Source organism: Armatimonadota bacterium (assembly GCA_016789105.1).
Classification (GTDB): domain Bacteria; phylum Armatimonadota; class Fimbriimonadia; order Fimbriimonadales; family Fimbriimonadaceae; genus UphvI-Ar2.
This window is the reverse complement of sequence record JAEURN010000004.1, coordinates 255,347-274,846: the sequence shown is the minus strand read 5'-3', so window position 1 is coordinate 274,846 and position 19,500 is coordinate 255,347. Positions and strand designations below refer to the sequence as shown.

At 59.1% G+C, this 19,500-nt stretch carries 20 protein-coding genes; 2 read left to right on the top strand and 18 right to left on the bottom strand.

What is annotated here, in order from left to right; all coding sequences use genetic code 11:
• Positions 1 to 21 precede the first annotated feature (21 nt).
• The 6 genes from JNM28_04245 to JNM28_04220 are packed head-to-tail and all read right to left on the bottom strand — an operon-like array spanning position 22 to position 5,109.
• On the bottom strand, positions 22 to 1,140 hold the full coding sequence (locus JNM28_04245; GenBank protein MBL8067637.1) for a rod shape-determining protein RodA: 1,119 nt from the start codon (positions 1,138 to 1,140) through the stop codon (positions 22 to 24).
• Positions 1,137 to 1,823 carry a hypothetical protein gene (locus JNM28_04240; protein ID MBL8067636.1) on the bottom strand — a complete coding sequence of 229 codons (687 nt, stop codon included), beginning with the start codon at positions 1,821 to 1,823 and terminating at the stop codon, positions 1,137 to 1,139. The genes JNM28_04245 and JNM28_04240 overlap by 4 nt, the downstream gene beginning before the upstream one ends.
• A 17-nt stretch (positions 1,824 to 1,840) precedes the next feature.
• Entirely contained in the window at positions 1,841 to 2,518 is a 678-nt protein-coding gene (locus JNM28_04235; GenBank protein ID MBL8067635.1) for a hypothetical protein, read from the bottom strand.
• 26 nt (positions 2,519 to 2,544) lie between these two features.
• The gene (locus tag JNM28_04230; GenBank protein MBL8067634.1) at positions 2,545 to 3,273 is read right to left on the bottom strand and encodes a hypothetical protein; all 729 of its coding nucleotides are present in this window, start codon (positions 3,271 to 3,273) and stop codon (positions 2,545 to 2,547) included.
• Positions 3,274 to 3,287: 14 nt separating this feature from the next.
• Positions 3,288 to 3,992 carry a hypothetical protein gene (locus JNM28_04225; GenBank protein MBL8067633.1) on the bottom strand — a complete coding sequence of 235 codons (705 nt, stop codon included), beginning with the start codon at positions 3,990 to 3,992 and terminating at the stop codon, positions 3,288 to 3,290.
• Between the two features lie 10 nt (positions 3,993 to 4,002).
• Positions 4,003 to 5,109 carry a hypothetical protein gene (locus tag JNM28_04220; protein ID MBL8067632.1) on the bottom strand — a complete coding sequence of 369 codons (1,107 nt, stop codon included), beginning with the start codon at positions 5,107 to 5,109 and terminating at the stop codon, positions 4,003 to 4,005.
• A 97-nt stretch (positions 5,110 to 5,206) separates the two neighbouring features.
• Between JNM28_04220 and JNM28_04215 the strand changes: the two genes are divergently transcribed.
• The gene (locus tag JNM28_04215) at positions 5,207 to 6,154 is read left to right on the top strand and encodes a MoxR family ATPase (GenBank protein MBL8067631.1); all 948 of its coding nucleotides are present in this window, start codon (positions 5,207 to 5,209) and stop codon (positions 6,152 to 6,154) included.
• Positions 6,155 to 6,158: 4 nt separating this feature from the next.
• Positions 6,159 to 7,145, top strand: a complete 987-nt coding sequence (locus JNM28_04210; GenBank protein MBL8067630.1) for a hypothetical protein — start codon at positions 6,159 to 6,161, stop codon at positions 7,143 to 7,145.
• An 88-nt stretch (positions 7,146 to 7,233) separates the two neighbouring features.
• On the opposite strand, the gene JNM28_04205 is transcribed toward JNM28_04210, so the two are convergent.
• The 12 genes from JNM28_04205 to JNM28_04150 all read right to left on the bottom strand — a co-directional run bounded on the left by JNM28_04205 (position 7,234) and on the right by JNM28_04150 (position 19,426).
• Positions 7,234 to 8,187, bottom strand: a complete 954-nt coding sequence (locus JNM28_04205) for a GDP-L-fucose synthase (GenBank protein ID MBL8067629.1) — start codon at positions 8,185 to 8,187, stop codon at positions 7,234 to 7,236.
• A gap of 106 nt (positions 8,188 to 8,293) precedes the next feature.
• A complete protein-coding gene (locus JNM28_04200; GenBank protein ID MBL8067628.1) occupies positions 8,294 to 9,643 on the bottom strand; it encodes an aspartate kinase in 1,350 nt (449 codons plus the stop codon).
• Positions 9,640 to 10,191 (bottom strand): hypothetical protein, encoded by a 552-nt coding sequence (locus JNM28_04195; protein MBL8067627.1) that lies wholly within the window; start codon positions 10,189 to 10,191, stop codon positions 9,640 to 9,642. Before JNM28_04195 ends, JNM28_04200 begins: the two co-directional genes overlap by 4 nt.
• A gap of 78 nt (positions 10,192 to 10,269) precedes the next feature.
• A complete protein-coding gene (locus tag JNM28_04190; protein MBL8067626.1) occupies positions 10,270 to 11,217 on the bottom strand; it encodes an aldo/keto reductase family protein in 948 nt (315 codons plus the stop codon).
• Between the two features lie 5 nt (positions 11,218 to 11,222).
• On the bottom strand, positions 11,223 to 12,236 hold the full coding sequence (locus JNM28_04185; GenBank protein MBL8067625.1) for a hypothetical protein: 1,014 nt from the start codon (positions 12,234 to 12,236) through the stop codon (positions 11,223 to 11,225).
• A gap of 36 nt (positions 12,237 to 12,272) precedes the next feature.
• Positions 12,273 to 14,294 (bottom strand): NAD-dependent DNA ligase LigA, encoded by a 2,022-nt coding sequence (gene ligA / locus JNM28_04180; protein ID MBL8067624.1) that lies wholly within the window; start codon positions 14,292 to 14,294, stop codon positions 12,273 to 12,275.
• A gap of 17 nt (positions 14,295 to 14,311) precedes the next feature.
• The gene (locus JNM28_04175) at positions 14,312 to 15,313 is read right to left on the bottom strand and encodes a hypothetical protein (GenBank protein ID MBL8067623.1); all 1,002 of its coding nucleotides are present in this window, start codon (positions 15,311 to 15,313) and stop codon (positions 14,312 to 14,314) included.
• A 37-nt stretch (positions 15,314 to 15,350) separates the two neighbouring features.
• Positions 15,351 to 16,562: an AI-2E family transporter gene (locus tag JNM28_04170; protein MBL8067622.1), complete on the bottom strand. Its 1,212-nt coding sequence runs from the start codon at positions 16,560 to 16,562 to the stop codon at positions 15,351 to 15,353.
• Between the two features lie 20 nt (positions 16,563 to 16,582).
• Positions 16,583 to 16,819: a YtxH domain-containing protein gene (locus JNM28_04165; protein MBL8067621.1), complete on the bottom strand. Its 237-nt coding sequence runs from the start codon at positions 16,817 to 16,819 to the stop codon at positions 16,583 to 16,585.
• On the bottom strand, positions 16,816 to 17,184 hold the full coding sequence (locus tag JNM28_04160) for a hypothetical protein (GenBank protein ID MBL8067620.1): 369 nt from the start codon (positions 17,182 to 17,184) through the stop codon (positions 16,816 to 16,818). The genes JNM28_04165 and JNM28_04160 overlap by 4 nt, the downstream gene beginning before the upstream one ends.
• Positions 17,185 to 18,261, bottom strand: a complete 1,077-nt coding sequence (gene mnmA / locus JNM28_04155; protein ID MBL8067619.1) for a tRNA 2-thiouridine(34) synthase MnmA — start codon at positions 18,259 to 18,261, stop codon at positions 17,185 to 17,187.
• A 4-nt stretch (positions 18,262 to 18,265) separates the two neighbouring features.
• On the bottom strand, positions 18,266 to 19,426 hold the full coding sequence (locus tag JNM28_04150; GenBank protein ID MBL8067618.1) for a vitamin K epoxide reductase family protein: 1,161 nt from the start codon (positions 19,424 to 19,426) through the stop codon (positions 18,266 to 18,268).
• Positions 19,427 to 19,500: the final 74 nt, after the last annotated feature.

Genomic DNA, 19,500 nt, shown 5'->3' with positions numbered 1-19,500 from the left:
CTGAACTTAGTATAGCAGGGATCATTCGCATTGGTCCAGCAAACCCAATGCACCCATGCACATCCACAAAGACGTTCCACCGTGGCTCATGAAAGGCAACCAAAGTCCAACAACCGGTCCAAAGCCGATCACCATGGCAAGGTTTGCCACCGTGTGGAATCCCAAAACCGCCATCAGGCCGACCGCAACCGAGCGACCCATCAAGGTCTGAGCCATGAACCCGCGCCGCCACACAAAAAAGAAGAACGCGCCGTACAGCGACAACACCAGGCAGGAGCCAAAGAACCCTCCTTCTTCGCCGATCACTGAAAAAATGAAGTCCGCCTCCTGCACTGGAATCACTCCCGCCGCCTTTTGCTCACCACGGAAAAACCCTTCTCCCGTGGCACCGCCGGAACCGATCGCCATTTTGGACTGCCATTGCTGGTAGTCCTTGCCGCGGGGATCGTGGTCGCCACCCACAAACTTGTCGATCTGGGCCTCCACCCGGGCGCGCATATATGGCGGCATTACCTTGGGCGTGAACCAGGCAATACCCCCGACCGCCACAAGGATGGCCAATGTGGCCGGAAAGTACTTCCAAGGGACACCGGCGGCAATTGCAACCGAAAGGAGGAGGAACAAAAGGGCCACAGTCGCCCCCAAGTGGGGCTGTAACAAGATGAGGGCAAGGATCGGGGCCGCATGCAAGAGCGCCCCCAGATAGGTTCCCAACTCGTCCATCTTGTCTTCCCGGTTGGCGAAATAAGTCGCAAGGGTCAAGGCCAAAAGGAGCTTGCTGATTTCGCTCGGTTGGAACTGGAACGGTCCGATATCGATCCAGCGCGATGTCACGCCGCGGCTCTTGCCGACCAAAAGCGTGGCAACCAAAACCAGGATGTTGGCCCCGTAAAGGACCGGGGCCATCGCCCGAAAGGTCGCCAATTTGATCCGGTTGAAGATGAAGAAAACAACCATACCCAGGGCGGCAAAAATCATTTGGCGGCTGGCAAAAACCGTTCCCCGGGCATTGTCTATGCTCGCAAGCGAGAAAATCCCCACCGCCAGCAACAGCGCCGCCGTCAGCAGCATCCCCCAATCGTGGCCGCGGGATTCTTTCCGTTCAATCACCAGCGGGTCGTGGCTGGCGTTGAGCGTCACTGGCCCTCTTTTTCCCGAGTGGTGTCGGCAGAAGTACGGGGAGTCCGGGTCGAGCTTGCCCAAAGCTCACGCCGGATGAGGCCCTTGCCCGGCTCAAACCAAAACTTGAGCTCCCGCTTGTTCGGCGACGAGATCCCGTCGTAGGCCAGTTCCACAACCACCATCAGTGCCGAAACTTTGCCCGTTGACAGATTCAGGGTGTCTGATTTTGAGGAGACCGAAGCCTTGGCTTTGGCCTTGGACTTGCCGGTGATGACCTCCCCGGCCCACTCCCACCCTTTTCCAACCGTCATCGGATATTGGATGAGGCTGATGGGGGGGTCATATTTTTCTTGTGCAGTCGCCGCGAATGAGAAGAGATCCGTCGTATCGAAGTATTTTTCGCTCTCCACTTCCACCGGTTCGCCCGATTCACCGGCGGGATCGACGATCCAGGAATAAACGATGAAGTTGGAATCGCGCTTTTCCTTCAAGACGACGGGGATTTCGGTGCCGTTCAGGATGAGGTTCGCCTCGCGCGGGGGCGATGCTCCTGGTTTGAGGGCATCGCGGTTGGCGAACTCTTGCGGGATCGAAACCGGTTCGGGTTCGGGCGTCGGGTTTGGCTTTGCAGCCGGCGGAGTGCATCCGACCAACAAGGCGACCAGGAGCAGGGGCAGGGCAAAGGTCGTCTTGGGTCGCATCGTCGGAAACGGTGCGGCTATCCGTTCCGCACCTTCACTAGTTTACGCTTGCGGGTGGTCGTGTTGCTCCCTTGTTTCCCCTTTTCCTCAAACTCCACCAGCCCAAGTCCCTTGGCATAGACTGATCGTTGCACGGAATCGGCATCAAGGTCGCCCCCGAAACTGATGTGGGTGTGCAAAGTTGTTTCAACCGCCGGATAATCTTTGCCCTCAAAGCGGTAATCCTTGCGCACCCTCGTTTCGCCTTCGATCGTCGCAAGGGCCGGCGCACCCATGACCGGAATTTCCCCCGAATAAGACCATTGCTCCGGATTCCTCCCGATGGCGAAAATCGGATAGACCTTCTCCATCAAGACGCCGGTTTCAACGCCGACGATGAACACCCGGTTGTCGCGGTATTCGTAGTAGGTCGGGATCCCTTTGCGGCCATCGACCGAAGTCAAAACCTCAATGCCCATCCCTTCGACTGGGCGGTACTTTTGTGGATTCTCTTTGTCGTCCGGATCTGTATACGGCTCGAACCGCTTGAGCGCGGTTTCCGAACCGACGGTCTCCACAACCGAAAGGGTGAACTTTTTGCCGTTGGCAACGACTTCTTCCTCGTAAGTGCGAACCGAACCAGCGGCAAGCGGGAAATAGTCTTGGACGTCCGATGTGCCGATGGCCAAGGCAGCGGCGAGAATCGTTGCAACCATAACCGTTATGACGTGCCAGCGAGCCTTTACTGTTTGACCAAAGTGATCGTATAAGCGACTGGTTTGTCTTTGCCCGACTGCGAGGTCACTTGAAGTTTGACTGTGCCGATGCCGGCCGCAAACCAGGTTTTTCCGCTCACCGTTTGCTTCTTGCCGTTGGAATCCAGGGTGCCGGTCATGGAAACCACCATACAGTCGAACTCGCCGGCGGCCGTTTTGAGCTTTTCCGGTCCGTCGATCTTGTTGGTCGCCTTCATTTTCACATCGTTGCCCAGGTCATCTTTGACGTCCTCGGTGATATCCCATGTTTTGCCGACTTCCAACTTGGCCGGCAACGCCATCATGGCCGTCTTGAGGGCCTGCATCCGGTCTGTCGAAACAATGTAGACGCCATCCTCGCGCACTTCAACATTCTCGGTGCCAATCTGTTGCAGCGCGCCAGACCGTTCGATGGTGAATTGCGGCTTGCCGTCCTTTAGCCCCTTATACGTGAGCTTTTGGCTGCCTTCCCGCTTCGAGCCGTTCATATCAAACTCGTAGCTCTGCTCGTTCGTAGCCTCCAAGCCGTAATACTTGAACCCTTCATGCTTCAGGGCATCTGGTACCGGCTCCGTGGCGGCCGTCTCCGGCTTGGAAGAGCCGCTGGCCCCGGTTGTGCCGGTTTCCTCTTTCGGCTTATCCGTGGCGGGCGGGGTGCACGCGGCAAGGCCGAGCGCGAGGGCGAACAGGATGGCGGGATACAGGGACCAACGCATGGCTTTCAGCGACTCTATTTGCTCCGGAAACTCGTGAGTTTCATCGAAAACGATTGGGTTTGACCGTCGCTCCTCTGGGTTTGCTGGAGCATCCGGACGATACCGTATTTGGGTGCAAACCAAGTGACGTTTGAGACCCGGTACGTGTTCTTCCCGGCGGAATATTGGTAGATGCTCTCCACGGCCAATGCCTCGATCTGCCCCATGCCGGTGTCCACGACTTCGATCCCGCGATTTCGCAAAATGCCTTTCAACGGACCAGAAACAGGTTCGTCCTTGTTAACTGATGGATACGGGCCGTTGCCGTTGTAGTCGACCTGCTTCGTATCCTTAACTGCCGGGCCGACAACCGGCTGCGGTGGGTTGTACGGCTTGCCATTGCGGGCCGTTTCTTGGAAAATCCCTTCATCCGAAACCCGCCATTTGATCGTGTCGGATTTGTCCCCGTTTTGGAAAACATCCACCGTCACCGACTTGGTACCCCCCATATCCTGCACGTCGGTGACCTTCAAAGTCATTTCGCCGGTGCCGGTTGTGGGCTTAAACGCGGACTGGGCCCCGACCGTCGTGGGGAACAAATCTGAAATCTTGGTGGATTCCGGGAATTTTTCGATTTTGGGGGCCGGGCCGGCAACGGACTTGTCGTCCGATTTCCCACATCCCGCCAAGGAGAGCGCCGCGGCCAGCGCGGCAATGCATCCGATTGTGAGCAACTTCATGGTCTACCTGTTATTTTGCCTGTTTCAACGATTTGATCTGCGACACGGCATCTTCGACGAGCCGACGGTCCTTCAGGTCGGTCAAGTCCAAAGAGTGGCCGGCCAATTCTGTCGTCACCCGCGGCGCGGCAATCGCCACCCCGTTCACCACCACCAGCAAGTGCGAGCCCTTGCGTTTGCGGCTGTACTTCCAAAGGCGCAAACGGCCCTCGTCCGTCATCTGCAGGTGGATGGTGTAGATGTTGTTCCCTTTCTCATCCTTGCGGACACTGGTCGAGGCACCGCTGATCATCGTTTCGTTGACAAGCACTGCTGCCCCCCGCAAGACTTGTTCCGGTTTTTCCGCCAGCAACGATTTTTTCTCTTCGGAGATCAGTTGGGACAGCTTTTGGCGCACATCTTCCTGAATTTTGCCCGGGCCGTACTTCTTGGCAACTTCACGGTAATTCCCGACAATGAACTCTTTTGTTGGGTTGAATCGCTTCTCGATGATCTGGGCCAGGTCTTTGGCCATTTGGGGCTGGTAGGCCTGCGGGATCCGGGCAATCATCACCCTCTCTTCGCCCGAAACATTTACATGGACCGGAACGGGAACCATGACAACGATGCCGTTCAAGATGCTCTTGGGGCGGACTTCGGCCGGGGGGTTCCCGTCTAGCGACATGTTCAGGTCTTGCTCGAGCTTGGTCTTCAGAACGGTGTCGCCACCAATGGCTTTTTCGATGTCCTCGGCATTCCACACCACATCGGTTGGCTGGAGGTCATCGGGATTCATGCGGTTCAAAACCATAGTCAGTCGCGAAAGGGCGGCCTCATCGCCCTGCAAGGATTGCAACAACTCCCGCATGGGGATGCGGCGGGCATCTTCTTCCGAACCCTCCTTTTGCGGCGCATCGAATCCGACGGCCTTATCGACCTGGACAAGGTGCGCCACATTGTTCGCCACCCGGATGGCAAATCCCAAATCGGTGTTCACGGCCACCAGCGAGACTTTGCCGGGGCTGATCGGCTTTGGCTGGAAGCTTCCGACTTGCCACTCACCAAAACCCCAGAACCCGCCGTAAATGGCGGCGGCAACCCCAGTAGCAAACAGCAAAACTTTGGTCGATTGTTTCATCGTTGTGGGATGGCGGGCCCCGCCCGCAAAGAGGAACAGTCTACCGGCCCGTATCGTTCCCAATCCGGTGCCGGCCCCCCGATGGTACGATGCACCCATGCACGTTGCCGAGGTCGCAACCAGGATCTATGCCGAAGTGGGTAAGGCGATAGTCGGGCAGTCGCGGGCGGTGGAACAGGCCCTTGTCGCCCTTTTTGCCGACGGGCACTGCCTGCTCCAGGGTGTCCCAGGCCTGGGCAAAACCCTGATGGTCAGGAGCTTCTCCCAAGCCCTCAACCTCGAATTCAAGCGGATCCAATTCACCCCCGACCTCATGCCGAGCGATGTCATCGGCACCAACATCTTCGATCAAAGGACCGGTGAGTTCTCCCTCCGGCAAGGGCCAATCTTCACCTCTGTCCTCCTTGCCGACGAAATCAACCGGACACCCCCCAAAACTCAAGCCGCTCTCTTGGAAGCCATGGAGGAACGGACAGCCACTATCGACGGCGTCCGATACACGCTGCCCAAGCCCTTCATGGTTTTTGCAACACAAAACCCCATCGAATACGAAGGCACGTATCCCCTCCCCGAAGCCCAGCAAGACCGGTTCCTCTTCAAAATCGTGATGGACTACCCCGGCGACGAGCAAGAAGTGGATGTCCTCCGCCGATTCCACGCTGGGTTCCGCGCCCAAAACCTGGAAGCCGCCCAAATCCAACCCGTCATCGACATCGCAGGCCTCAACGCCGTTCGGTCCCAAGTCCGCGCGGTGAAAATGGAAGACCGCATGTTCCGCTACATCTACGACATCGTCCGCGCGACGCGGTCCAGCGGAGACCTGATGGTCGGTGGATCGCCGCGGGCCGGGCTCGCCTTGGTTGCCGCCTCCCAGGCATTGGCGGCCATCCGGGGCCGAGACTTCGTCATCCCCGATGACATCAAAGAACTCGCCATGCCTGTCCTCCGCCACCGCGTCATCATGAGGCCAGAAGCCGAAATCGAAGGATTCGGCGTGGAGCAAGTCCTCCAACGCATTTTGGACGCCCAGGTCGTCCCCCGCTGACCCGATGCTGCGCGCCCTCTTCCTCACCCGGCAGAAGTTTGGCGGAGCCGCCAGCCTAGCCCGGTCGCTGGTTCCGGGCTTGGAATCAAATGGAATAGAAGCCGTCATCGATGTCGCTGACGATTGGATCCCCGAAAAAACCGGCTGGGCCGTCGACCGCAAAGTCAGCCGGCAAGTCCGCGACGCCGGCAAAGGATTCGATTTCATCCTCGCCTGGGGATACCGGTGCGCGTGGGCTTGCAGCGAAGCGTTCTACCTCAAGAAGCCTTGGGGATACGTTGCCTACGACACCCCCAAAACCACCCACGACCAGTTGATCGGCCGGCTTGGGGCGGCCCGGATCGGAATCTGCTGCAGCCGCGCCGGGAAGCGAATTCTGGACGACGCCGACGCCGTGAACCTGGAAGTCATTGTCCCGGGGGTCGCCGTCCCCGCAGGACTGCCATCAAAGGAAGTCGCCCGCGACATGCTGGGCGTTGACCAAAACGCGCGCCTGGTAGTGGGAGTGGGGCGGGCCGTCACCGATTCCGCCATCGACGTCTTCGACGAAATTTCGGGACAACTTGCCGAAGAAGTCCCCCGGCTCGCCGCGCGCTTCCAAATCCTCGGCGGGAACCGCAAACTCGCCACCGCCGAACCGGTCGATCCCGGATTCGATACATGGACCCTCATCCAAGCGGCAGACCTCGTTTTTTGTCCAGATCGACGCTCCGGGTTCAAAATGGCCGCCGCTATGGGCATGGCCCTCGGCAAGTCTGTCGTTTTGAGGGAACTCTCTTCCTTGCGCGAAATCGGAGTCCCCGAAATCAGCCTCGAATTTTTTGACGGCGACGACGATGCGTATTACCGGATCATCGACCTCCTTGCCACCCCCCAATCGATGGAAGCCATCGGGAACGCGGCCCGGGCACGGGCCGAGGATTACCTATCGCTGGAACGGTGCGTAGGGCAGTTCGCCCACGCCATCAAAGAATCAGTGGGCCGTCGGTGACATCCAGTCAGATCTGGCGTTAGAATGGGGTGGCGGGTGTCACCAGGGCTGGTGGTAACGGAGGACGGGGCACGGAAGCTCCCCCCGCTCAATAACTCCTCACCGTTCCGTTTTCCAGCTCCGCCAAAAATTCGCGGTACGCCAACTCGATTCCTGTCTCCAGGTCGATTTCCGGTTTCCACCCCAACCCCCGCAAAACCGACGAATCCATTAGCTTCCGTGGGGTGCCGTCGGGCTTTGTCCCATCCTGCACAATCGTCCCGGTGAAGCCCACGATGCCGGCAACCACTTCCGCCAGGCCCCGGATCGAGATTTCGATGCCGCTGCCGATATTCACCCACCCCGGCGGCTCTTCCATTTCCAAAAGGAACAAAAGCGCTCTCGCGCAATCGTCCGTGTGGAGGAACTCGCGCAATGGGGTGCCGGAACCCCAAATCACAACCTCCGGCAATTCGGCCTCCTTGGCTTCATGGAACCGGCGGATCATTGCCGGCAGGACATGTGAATTTTCGGGATGGTAGTTGTCCCCCGTCCCGTAAAGGTTTGTCGGCATCGCAGAATGAAAGGTGACCCCGTATTGCCGCCGATACGATTCGCATAATTTCAATCCGGCAATCTTGGCGATTGCATAGGGCTCGTTGGTTTTCTCCAACGGGGCGGTGAGCAGGGCATCCTCACGCATTGGCTGTGGGACGTCGCGCGGGTAGATGCACGCGCTGCCCAGGTAAAGCAACCGCTCCGTGCCGGCGGCAAACGCCCCTTCAATGACATTGGCGGTCATGGCGAGATTGTCATAGAGGAATTCGGCCGGGTAGTTCGAGTTCGCCAGGATCCCGCCCACCCGCGCCGCCGCCATGACGACCACATCTGGCTGGGTTTCTTTCAGAAATTCGTGGGTCGCCTTTTGGTCGCGAAGGTCAAGCCGCTCGCGCCTTGCCGTCAGAATCCGGTCGAACCCGCGGGCGCGGAATTCGCGCACCACCGCCGAGCCCACCATCCCCCGGTGGCCCGCCACGTAGATCAGGGAATCGGGCTCAAGCACTGCCCTAGTCTAACTGATGTCAGCGGGTTGCGGGCCCGGCCCCCGATAGGGATCTCATCAAACCTGTCCCTGCGACCCGCCTCCCTCTCGCCAGTGGCCAGATGGCTCAGCTGATCGCCGAGAGCCCGAATTCTTCGTGCAACACCGCCACCGCCCGGCGCAATTCGCTTTCCGGAATCAACACGCTCAGCGAATAATCGCTGTCGTTGGTCTGCAAAATCGGGATGCCCTCGCCATGCATCAAACTCATGACCCGGTAGAAAACGCCCGGCTGTTGCAAAAAGTCGTAGGCGACCAGACTCACCATCGTGCACCCTTCATTCACCGCAAATTTCAGCTCCCGCACTTCGCCCAGGGGCTCCAGCAGTTTGCGCTGGGTTTCCAAGGCTTTGGTCGGTTCGTTGCTGCTCTGCACCAAATAAACAACCCGATCTTGGCCCGCCGCCGGCAAGACCAACGCATCCAGCATGTCTTGTACTTCTGGCGACATCTCTCGCTCTACGGCGAACCCGATGCTCGTCGGGCCCAGGTTCGTCATGAACACGTTCACCTCGTACCGTGCCAAAGCGTCGTAGATCCGCGATTGGAGTTCTTTCACGTGCCCGGGTTCCGCCTCGTTGAGGTCGACTTGGTAATACACCAGCTTCCCCGAATGGGTGACCCCCGTCACGCGCCGACCCGGGAGCTCCCGACTTGGGACGATTTCCGTCCCCGGCTCCTCGCTGAATGTGCTCTTCACCCAAAGCGGGATGTCGAACTTCATGGCGATCTCCGCCGCCCTCGGATGCAACACCTTGGCCCCCAAGTGGGCGATCTCGGCCACTTCGTCGTAGGTCACGCGCCGGAGCGTCGGGGCGTCCTTCACAAAGTCCGGGTCGGCCGTCTTGACGCCGTCAACATCCGTGTAAATTTCGACCGCTTCCGCCCGCAGTGCCGCGCCCAAAGCCGCCGCCGACGTGTCGCTTCCCCCGCGGCCGAGAGTAGTTAGCTCGGCGCCCGGAAGCCCCCCTTGAACCCACACGCCCTGGAATCCGCAGACCACCGGCACGTAACCTCGTTCCACCGCTTCGATGACGCCGAGCGGTTGGATTCCAAGGATGCGCGAGTTGCCATAAACCCCGTCCGTCCGGATCCCGGCTTGGCCGCCCCGGAGGCTCATGGCCGGGCACCCTAACCCTTTGAGCAATGTGGCGAAAACACTTGCGCTCACGATTTCCCCGCACGCCATGACGAGATCCATTTCGCGGGCATCGGGAACCGTGGTCGGGTCGGCTTCTTCCAAAAAAGCCTTCAGCGTGTCGGTGGCATAAGGTTCGCCGCGCCGGCCAATCGCGCTCACGACGACAACCGGGGCAAACCCTTGCTCTTTGGCGGAAATCACTTTGAGGGCGGCCAAATGCCGGGCTTCCGCCGTCCGGACGCTCGTCCCCCCAAATTTTAAGACTTTGAATTTCAAGCGGCCGCCCCCGGGTAGGCCGCAAGGAGCATGGCCTTGGCATCGTTTGCCCCGGTTTCGCCCATCAACATCAACAAGCGGTCGTGCATTTCGCCTAAGTGTTCAATTGTCGCTCCGCTGTCGATCACTTGGCTCACCACCTTGGCCACCAGCCCGGCTTCGTCTCTCATGTTAACGGCATGCACGATGAGGACGGCCCGGCCCCCCCGGACTTCAAACTCCAAGCCGGTTGAGGCCAAGACCGATTCCAGCGTCCCGCGGACCTCCTCTTTCACGACAAAGCTCATCCCGTCGGCCGCGAATTTCAGGAAGTCGAAACTGATTTCCGCATCATAAACGGCCCGCAACACGGCCAGCCTTTGGGACGGCACATCTCCAGCGAGCCCGCCAACCCGCGCGCTGGCAAACCCGGGACGGATCTCCACCCGGTTGACGCCGCGCGCCTTTTCAAAACCGGTTTCGGCATGGGTCAGGGGGATTTGCGAGGGGTCGGCCAATTGTTTGGCGAATGGCTGGCTGCCCAGATCGGCGTTCGGCTCTTGGGTCACTGCGTTACGTTCAACTCAAAAAGGATTTGCGGCGCCGTTGCCCCAACCTGCGATTATACGGAGGCGGCCGCAACGGGCCTAAGCAAGGATCGCCTCACACCGATCCCAAACATCTTGGCCAAATTCAAGGCCCGAAGACTGGGCATTCTCCTCGATCTGCGCGGTCGACGTCGCCCCGACGATCACCGAACTCACATTCGGCATGCGCAAGCACCACGCCAGGGCCAACTGGCCCACCGTGCATCCCAATCCCTCCGCATAGCCGGCCAGCTCCTGGACCTTCGTCAGGCAGTCATCTTGCAGGTCGCGGCCCATGAACATGTTGCTCGTCTCGTCGGCCCCGCGGGAGCCTTCTGGCGCCGGGTGGCCGGGCCGGTATTTGCCCGTCAAAATGCCTTGGGCGAGAGGCGAAAACACGACCTGTCCCAACCCGTACTGCTCGCATGTCGGGATCACATGTTGCTCGATCTGCCGGTAGAGCATGTTGTAACACGGCTGGTTGCTCACTGGCAGGCAGCACCCCCACTCCTTGGCCACGTGGCAGGCCCGCGCGATCTGGGCCGCCGGCCACTCGCTCACCCCCCAATAGAGCACCTTTCCCTGGCGGATCAGGTCGTCGATGGCCCGCACCGTCTCTTCCATTGGCGTCTCCGGATCGAACCGATGGAATTGCATGACGTCGATGTAGTCCATCCGCAACCGCCGCAACGAGTGGTTCACCGACTCCATAATATGCTTGCGACCCAAGCCCCGGTCGTTCACACCGTCCGAAAATGGGAAGAAGCACTTGGTGCCGATCACCAGGTCGTCTCGCCGGAAACCTTTGACCGCTTTTGCCAGGCTGATCTCCGCCTCGCCCTTGTTGTAAACGTCGGCCGTGTCAAAGAAATTGATCCCGAGGTCGAACGCCTTCTTGACGATTTGCTCGGTGGTTTCATCTTGCAACGACCGGCCGTGGGTCAGCCACCCACCCAAGCCCACTTCGCTGACGCGGATCCCGTACTTGCCCAGCTTCCGGTAATTCATCATGTTCAGGTTACCTTCGCGGCGGTGGCCGCCCTCCCCCGCCGGGCTGGGCAGCCGCGCCCCGCCGAGGGATTGGCGTCGGGACGGGCGGGGCTGGCTTTCCGTCGGTTCCGCCAATTCTTCAACTCATCCACAAATAACACCAAATGCGCCAAACCTGCCTCCGAACCAAATCTCTCTCGCAGGTGGTCGCCGACGAGTTTTCGGCGGACAGGGGTCAGGCCCAGTCCCCGCATATCTGGAAAGTAGCGACGGCAAACCGCATTCCAGATGTGGGTGTCGATCGGCACCACGTCGCCATGCCCCAGCCCAAAAAGTGCGACGCACTCGGCCACTTTTGGCCCCACCCCCGGCAACGCCTGCAGTTCCTGCACCGCCACTACGGATTCAAGGGATTTCAACCCATCCAACCAATCCCGGCCGCCCAGCCGGATCACGGCGGAGGCAGCGGCCGGGATTCGTTCTGCCCGATACCCGAAACCTACCTTCCTCAAGTCCCCACTATTGATCCCCGCCAGCGCCTCCAAACTGGGAAATCCCGGCTCCGGCCCGTATCCCGCCAGGCGCCTCACCATCGCCTCGATCCGGCTGACGTGGTTATTGGCCGAACAGATGAACGAGAACAGCGTTTCCACCGGGTCGTCCTGTTGGATCAAACGTAGCCCCCGGCAGCATTCCAGGGCAACTGCCAAGTCAGGGTCACGGCTAAGAACTTCGCCAAACCACTGCCCGTCAGTGCGGTCGGTGCCGAAGATGCGGACAAATTCGCCTTGAGGCACATTCGAGCGAACGCTGAGGCCCCCGGCGGGTCCGTCTGATCCCGCTGATGGATCCAATCCCACTTCTGTCACTTCGAACCCGGCCGAGCCGATCGATCCACGCCAAATCCCGTTCTGGAATTGCCAACGGAAAACCTGGCCCGAACTCACGCAGAGCCCAAAATCGATGCCGTTCCCAGCGATCGTGTACTCAAACAATGTGGATGGCACCATCGGGTTGGCGACCCACGCCCAGGACAAGGCAAACGGCCCGACCCCCATTGGCAATGTCCGGGATCACCGAGAAAAAACTCCTTCTGGCAGCATGGCGACAAACTCCTCCTCCGTCAGCACCCGGATACCGAGTTGATTTGCTTTGGCCAGCTTGCTTCCCGCTCCAGGGCCGGCCACCACATAGGTTGTCTGTTTGCTCACACTCCCGGCAGCCTTGCCCCCCAGTTCCAACACCCAAGCCTCCGCTTGCTCGCGCGTGAATTGCTCCAACTTGCCGGTGAACACAAAGGTCTGGCCGGCAAACTGGTCGCCCTTTGGGGCTTGCCCCTCCTCCGGTGACACGCCGGCTTCCAGCAATGCCTCGATCAGGGCGGAGTTCTCAGGGTCGATGAACCAGTCGTGGATCTCTTCGGCCGTCCGGGAGCCGATGTCCGGGACATCGTCCAGTTCTTCAGCGCTGGCGCTGCGGATCTTTTCCAAGGTACGAAACTCTCGGGCCAGGTCCGCCGCTGTCCGCTCCCCAACCAATGGGATCCCCAAGGCAAACACGAATCGGGCCAACGGACATGTCTTGCTCGCCTCGATCGCGGCCAGCAGGTTTGCCACGCTTTGCTCCCCCATGCGATCCAAGCCGAGTAACTCCTGCTTTCTGGACGCCAAGCCGTAAATGCTTGGCACATCGGTCAGCAAGGGATTCTCGGCCGGCTCGGCCAGATAGCGGGTTATCTGTTTCTCGCCCAGCCCTTCAATGTCCATGGCTTTGCGGGAGACGAAATGGACGAGCTTGCTGGCGATTTGCGCCGGGCACTGCCGTTTGTTGGGGCAACGGAGAGCCACAAAGCCTTCCTGCCGCTCCAGAGGAGTTTTGCACTCAGGGCAAACCGTCGGCGGTTGAAAAGGCATTGCGTCCCCGACCCGCTTTTCCAAGACCGGGCCGACAACTTCTGGGATTACGTCCCCCGCCCTTTGCACAATCACCGTGTCGCCGATCCGGACATCCTTTTTGGCCAGTTCGCCATAGTTGTGCAACGTAGCCCGGCTGACCGTGACCCCGCCGACAAACACAGGTTCTAAATGCGCTACTGGGGTCACGACGCCCGTGCGTCCCACCTGGGCCCCAATATCTTCCAGTTTTGTAAAAGCCTGCTCACTCGGGAACTTGTACGCAACCGCCCACCTTGGGCCTCGGGAAGTATTCCCCAGCTCGTTTTGAAGGGCGATCGGGTTCACCTTCACCACGCAGCCATCGATTCCAAAGTCGAGGCCAGCCCTTTTGGATAAGATTTCTTGTGTGACTTTTACTAATTCTTCGACATTGTGGCAAATCCAATGCTCGCTCTGGTGCCCAAACCCCAATCTTCCCAGCCAGGCCATGACTTCCCGCTGGGTTCCCGGGAGCGGCCCGTCGTAAGCCCCAAGCCCATAAGCGAAAAACGAAAGGCGGCGCTCGGCGACGGCCTGCGGGTCAAGTTGCCGCATGCCCCCGCTTGCCGCATTTCGCGGATTTGCAAAGGCCGTTTGCCCCTTGGCGGCCCGGTCCGCGTTAAGTGCCGCAAAAACCGATTTGAACATGATGACCTCACCCCGAACCTCTCCGGTGAACGGCTCGGATAAGCGCAAAGGGATATCCCGGATGGTTTTGGCGTTCGCCGTCACGATTTCTCCAGTTGAGCCGTCGCCCCGGGTCACCGCGCGAATCAAATTGCCACTTTCATAGGACAAACTCAGACTTAACCCGTCATATTTCAGCTCGACGAGGTAATCGATCGGATCTTCGCGGCCCAAAAAGCGCTTCAACCGGGCATCGAAATCGGCAAGCTCGTCAGCCCCAAAGGCATTATCCAGGCTCAGCATCGGCACTCCATGCCGGTATTGCTCAAACCCTTCTGCAGGCCCGGCACCCACACGCTGAGTCACAGAATCCGCAGACGCCCATTCCGGATGGGATTTTTCCAGTTCGACAAGCTCACGGAAGAGGAGGTCATACTCCGTGTCGCTGATTTCCGGCGATTCAAACCGGTAATACAAGTCCGCGTGTTTTTGCAGCTCCCGCTGCAAAAATGCCATCCGCTCCCGGGGATCCATCGACCCGATTCTATCCGTTACCCGCCGAACAGAAAGCGGAAGAACTGTCCCCCGCCTGGGATTTGCGAGAGGAACACGCCCATTGCCATACGCGCCAAGGTCGCGTAGCCAACGCCTTGGTTCCACAGATCCTGTCCGGCATTCCAAGCCCCCTGAAACCAGCCAGCCACCGTTTGTATCGGAGTGGTGGGGCCAGTTGCGGGAGCCGCCGCGGAACCCGCGCCTGGCATCTCAAAACCTTTCAGCTTGACCGAGAGCTTGGAGTCCAGTTTCCTGGTCGATTGTTTGCCCGACTTGATGTCCGTGACCACGCTGGTCGAACTGTTGGCCATGTCCACTTTGACCGCGGCTCCGCGCTTGGTGTCGAACAGGACTGTCCCCGTCCCCCGCAGAGTCGTTTTCACCCGGCTGGTTGCCCCCTTCAGTTCGGGCACAATCTCCAGGGTCTCATCCTCCAACACCTCGTAATCCTGCGAGACCTTCACCGAAATCTCCGTCAGCGTCCCGCCGGTTTCCTTGACCGCCACACACTCGTAATGCATCGGGGTGTCGCCAAACATCCGGTCAAACGACCACGTGCTGCCAACCTCCAATCCCTTGGGATCGAATTCGACCGGAAGATAAGTGATATCCGGGAACCGGCGGACATCCAAGCCCGGCAGCCGAACCGGCAACGAAACCTCCGGAGCCGAATTCTTGAGAACTTTGCCTTGCGCGGTCGAAAGCACTTCCGCTTTGGGGAAGTAGGCACGGGCGGATTCTACGTCCAGCATGGGGATCTTGCCCCCATTGAAGCTCAGCTCAAAGGCTGTGAGTTCGATGGTCGACCGGAGCCCCCCGTCCTTCGGCTCTAATCCATTCACCTGAACCCCAAACTTGACATCGGCAACGCCCTCGTTACCGCCCATCAACGGTAAAAAACCATCGAACACGACATTGACGTCGTAGTCGAGCTTGGTGGCCGGGGTGAATTGGTAGGCGCCCGACGCGATCGCCGCCACAAAGATGAAACCGGTCATAGACACTCTATTTTGACGCCTCTATGGGTTCAGCGGATCAGACCGACGCGTCGTCACGGTGCCGCAAAGGCACCGCCGGCAGTTCGGAGTTGGGGCCAGAAGGGTTGTTGGTCACGTGCAAAACCCGCTCCAACATCAGCTTGACAACCCCGGCCGCCGGATAGGCCAACATCATCCCGACAACGCCGAACAGCGCCCCGCCGCAAAACACGACGAACATCCCGACAAATGGGTGCAGTTTGACGGCGCTCCCAACAACCCTCGGGGTGATCACCATATCCCAGGTGGTGGTGATGACAAAAAATGCGGCCCCGAGCACGGCGGCAAAGGCCCAACTGTTTGGCATCGCGACCAAGGGGCCCCGGCTGACCCCGCTCAACCCCGTCATCAAAATCAAAACCGCCACGCTAAACAAACCGCCGATATTCGGGATGAGATAGAACAGCCCCGCCACCACCGCAAAGATGATGGAATAGGGTGCCCCAAGCAAGGTCAGCACCGTCCCTAGAACGAGCACATACAGGGAAATGTTCACAACGATTCCGCGGAGGTAGTTCTGGAAGACATCGCCGACATCCTCCAAAAACTCCATGGTTTCGCGTCGGATCGCCGGAGGTATCCAATTGCGGAAGCGCGATTGGAACGAGGGCAGATCCATCAAAAGAAAAATCGTGAACAAGGGCGTGAAGGCCAGGAGGACGACTTGCGAAACCGCCCCGCCCAAAAACCCGACAACCCCGTTGAAGACCTGCTGCACGGTGCGCGAGATGTTTTCCCGGTAGGGGTCGATGTATTGCGCCGTAAAGGCCCGCCGGGTCGTGGGCAGGCCGAACTGCTCCAAGGTTCCGCGATAAGCGGAAAGCGTCTCGTCCACAGACCCCAAAGGTCCAGCCGGCTTGGCGATCACCGATGGGTTCCAGCGGACGAACGGGTTGTCGTCGGCCGATTCTTCGGCCAGTTTGGAAACCAGCCCCTGAACCGTGACCCGCAGATTATTGGCTTGCTGTCCGATTTGGGGGGCAAGGCCCCAGGCAGCAAGGCCAATCCCCCCAAAAAACACGACGCAAATAACGGTGACGGCAAAGGGCCTGGGGATTCGAGCGCGGCCCATAGCCGCGATCACTGGCTCCAGCAAGACGGCGATGAGCCAAGCCAAGACGAACGGCAACAAAACGCCCCGCACAGCCCAAAGGAATCCCAATACGGCCGCCACCACGGCAACCCACAGTAGGATCCTCCAGCTTTTCATGCGGGGCAACGTCTAACGGGTCAGGCGCCGGCTTCGTCGGATTCGATCGCCATCGATTGCTGGCGCTTGCTCCGCTGCTCGGCAATCCAGTCTTCGGTCTTGCCCTTGGCGTCTTTCAGCTTGTCGGCAAGTTCCCCGCGCATTTCTTCACCCGATTTCGGGGCAAAAAGCAGCCCGGCAACAGCACCGATCAAGGCACCCAGGCCAAAACCGGCCAAAAGATAGATCAAACCATTTTTGTCTTCGTTTGCACTCATTTCTGATCCTTTGATTCTACGCTACGGGGCAACACCCTGGAACGTTTCCCTTTGAAGTATGCCGCAAATAGGCTGGAGCCCAAGGCCACTACGGTTTTCAGGGGCCCGTTCTTGCGCCACCCGGCCAAGTGACCGATCACGGATTGGATGGGATCGGGGGCTTCGGCCACTTGGCGACGCAACTCTTCGACCTGCCTCTGCTGGGCTTCCAAACGCGCATCCAGTTTGTCGATGCGGTCGCCGATCTGCTTGACCCAACGACGCATATCGACCAGCGCACGGAACATCACCCCGACCGCCGCAAGCAGCACGACAGCCAAAACAATGTTGAAGACCAACAGGAAACTGAATGTCGAACCAGGCATTTATTTGATCCGGCCGCCGGCAACCACGGTCTCGCCACGGTAAGCCACCGCGATTTGGCCGGGGGTCACGGCACGAACCGGTTTGTTGAAAACCAAAACCGGCTCGGGGAAAGCATACAGCATTGCGGGCCGCGCATCCATGTTGTAGCGGATTTTCGCCATCACGCGCATCGGCATCTCGTGGCTGCCAAATGCGCTCCACGTCATATCTTCCAACCGGACTTCCCGTTGGAGCAGCTCTTCATTGCTGCCAACAACGACCTGGTTGCGGTCTGGGGACAATCCGATTACATAAAGCGGCTTGCCCGTGGCGACCTTGATGCCCCGGCGCTGGCCAACCGTGAAATCCGCAACCCCCGAATGAGTGCCCACCACATTCCCGGCGGTGTCGACCAATTCCCCGTCCTCAAAGATCTCCGGTTTGTTCTTGCGCATGAACGAGCGGTACCCGCCCGCCTCGCTCACAAAGCAGATTTCTTGGGAATCGGGCTTATTGGCCACCGGCAGGCCGGCTTCCCGGGCGATCTTTCGGCATTCGGCCTTATCACCCAGTTCACCGAGCGGGAACATGACCTTGGCGAGCTGCTCTTGGGTCGTGGCATACAGGACGTAACTCTGATCCTTGTTCCCTCCCTTGCTCCTCATCAGCCGGTAAAGGCCCCGTTTGGAATCGAACCGGATGCGGGCATAGTGCCCGGTTGCAAGTTTGTCGCAGTCCAACTCTTGCATGGTGTTCAAAAGGGCGTCGAACTTGACCTTGCGGTTGCACGTCACGCAAGGGTTGGGAGTGCGCCCCTTTGAATATTCGTCCACAAATTCATCGATGACCGTCGATTTGAACTGATCTTTGAAGTTGATGACGTAATGCGGCATATCCAGCATGCGCGCAACCCGGCGGGCATCTTCCACAGCGCCCAACGAGCAACAACCAGAGTGGCGGGGGTCAGTTTGGCTTTCTTGCCAAATCTGCATGGTGACGCCGACGACCTCGTAGCCCCGTTTCTTCAGCAAGATCGGAACAACGCTGCTATCGACTCCGCCGCTCATGGCGACGCAAACGGTCGGCTTCTTGGACATCCAACTACTTCAACGCCTGTTGGACGCTCGGACTTTCGAGTGCCGTCTTAAGTCCATTCAACTGGTAAGCCCTCAAGGGTTGGCCTTCGACGGCAAGGATGAATGTGGGAGTCCCCGAAACCTTGATTTTCGACGTGCACATGTTGAAGTCGTTGTTCACTTGGTCGACCAAGGCGTCGCCCTTGAGTTCTTCTTTGAACTTTTTGGTGCTCAGGCCGATGTCACCCAAAATCCCAACCACGCCGTCATATGTCTTCACCCGTTCTTCATTGCTCTTTGAAAAGGCCTCGTCCATGAACGGCCAGAATTTGCCTTCGTTGGCGGCAAACTGCGCCGCGGCGGCGGCAACGGCAGAGTTCTCGTGCCCTTGAAGGTTGAACAAGGGGAACAGGACAAAGTAGTGCTTGACTTTGCCGTTGTACTTGTCAAGGAGCTTGTGGTAGTCGTCATACGAAGCGCGGCAAGCAGGGCACAAGATGTCGGCCACTTCGATGATTGCCACCTTGGCATCAGGGTTGCCTCCCACGCGGTTCGGGTCGGTCATGATGTCGGCGGCGGTCACGCCGGCAAGCTTCATGCCCGGGATTTCAGCATTCATTTCCTTCGTCATGCCGCTCGCCGTGAACCCGAACGCAGCCAAGGCCATTACGGCCCCGACGGCCACAACAGTCATATCGTTCTTTGTCCTAAAGAACCGAACCTTCACCTCATCCTTGTCTTCCGGTACCGGCTCTTCGCCGAATTGGTTGACCATCCCGTGCAAGATGAACAGGATCAACATGGTGCAGGCCGAAGTCAAACACCATTCGCAAATTTCGCGGAGCTGTGTCACCGAAATGGTCTGGAGGTAAATGCTGAAAGCGAGCCCGATGCCCGTCATCCAAAAACCGGCCGTCGCAGCCTTCTTCCACAAACCGCCTGAATTGCGCGAGCGGATGATTGCCAGAGTCAGAATCCCGGCGTAGACGGCAAAGCCGATGTACGCCACCGAAACCCCAAACAGTTTGCTGGCCTCGCTGGTGGTGACTCCGGCGCAGTTCACGATCCCGTCGGCGCGGCAAGGGACGTCAACCCGCATGGCGGCCGAATAGCTCAGCACGCCCGCAACGAACATCCCCAAGAACGAAAGGGCGATGATTACCCGGTTCAATAGCGTCGAAGTCACCCTGCGATTATACGCCCCCCGCCCTGAACCCTTCCCGGACTCAACTTGAACCTGACCGCCTGGTACCATGTAAG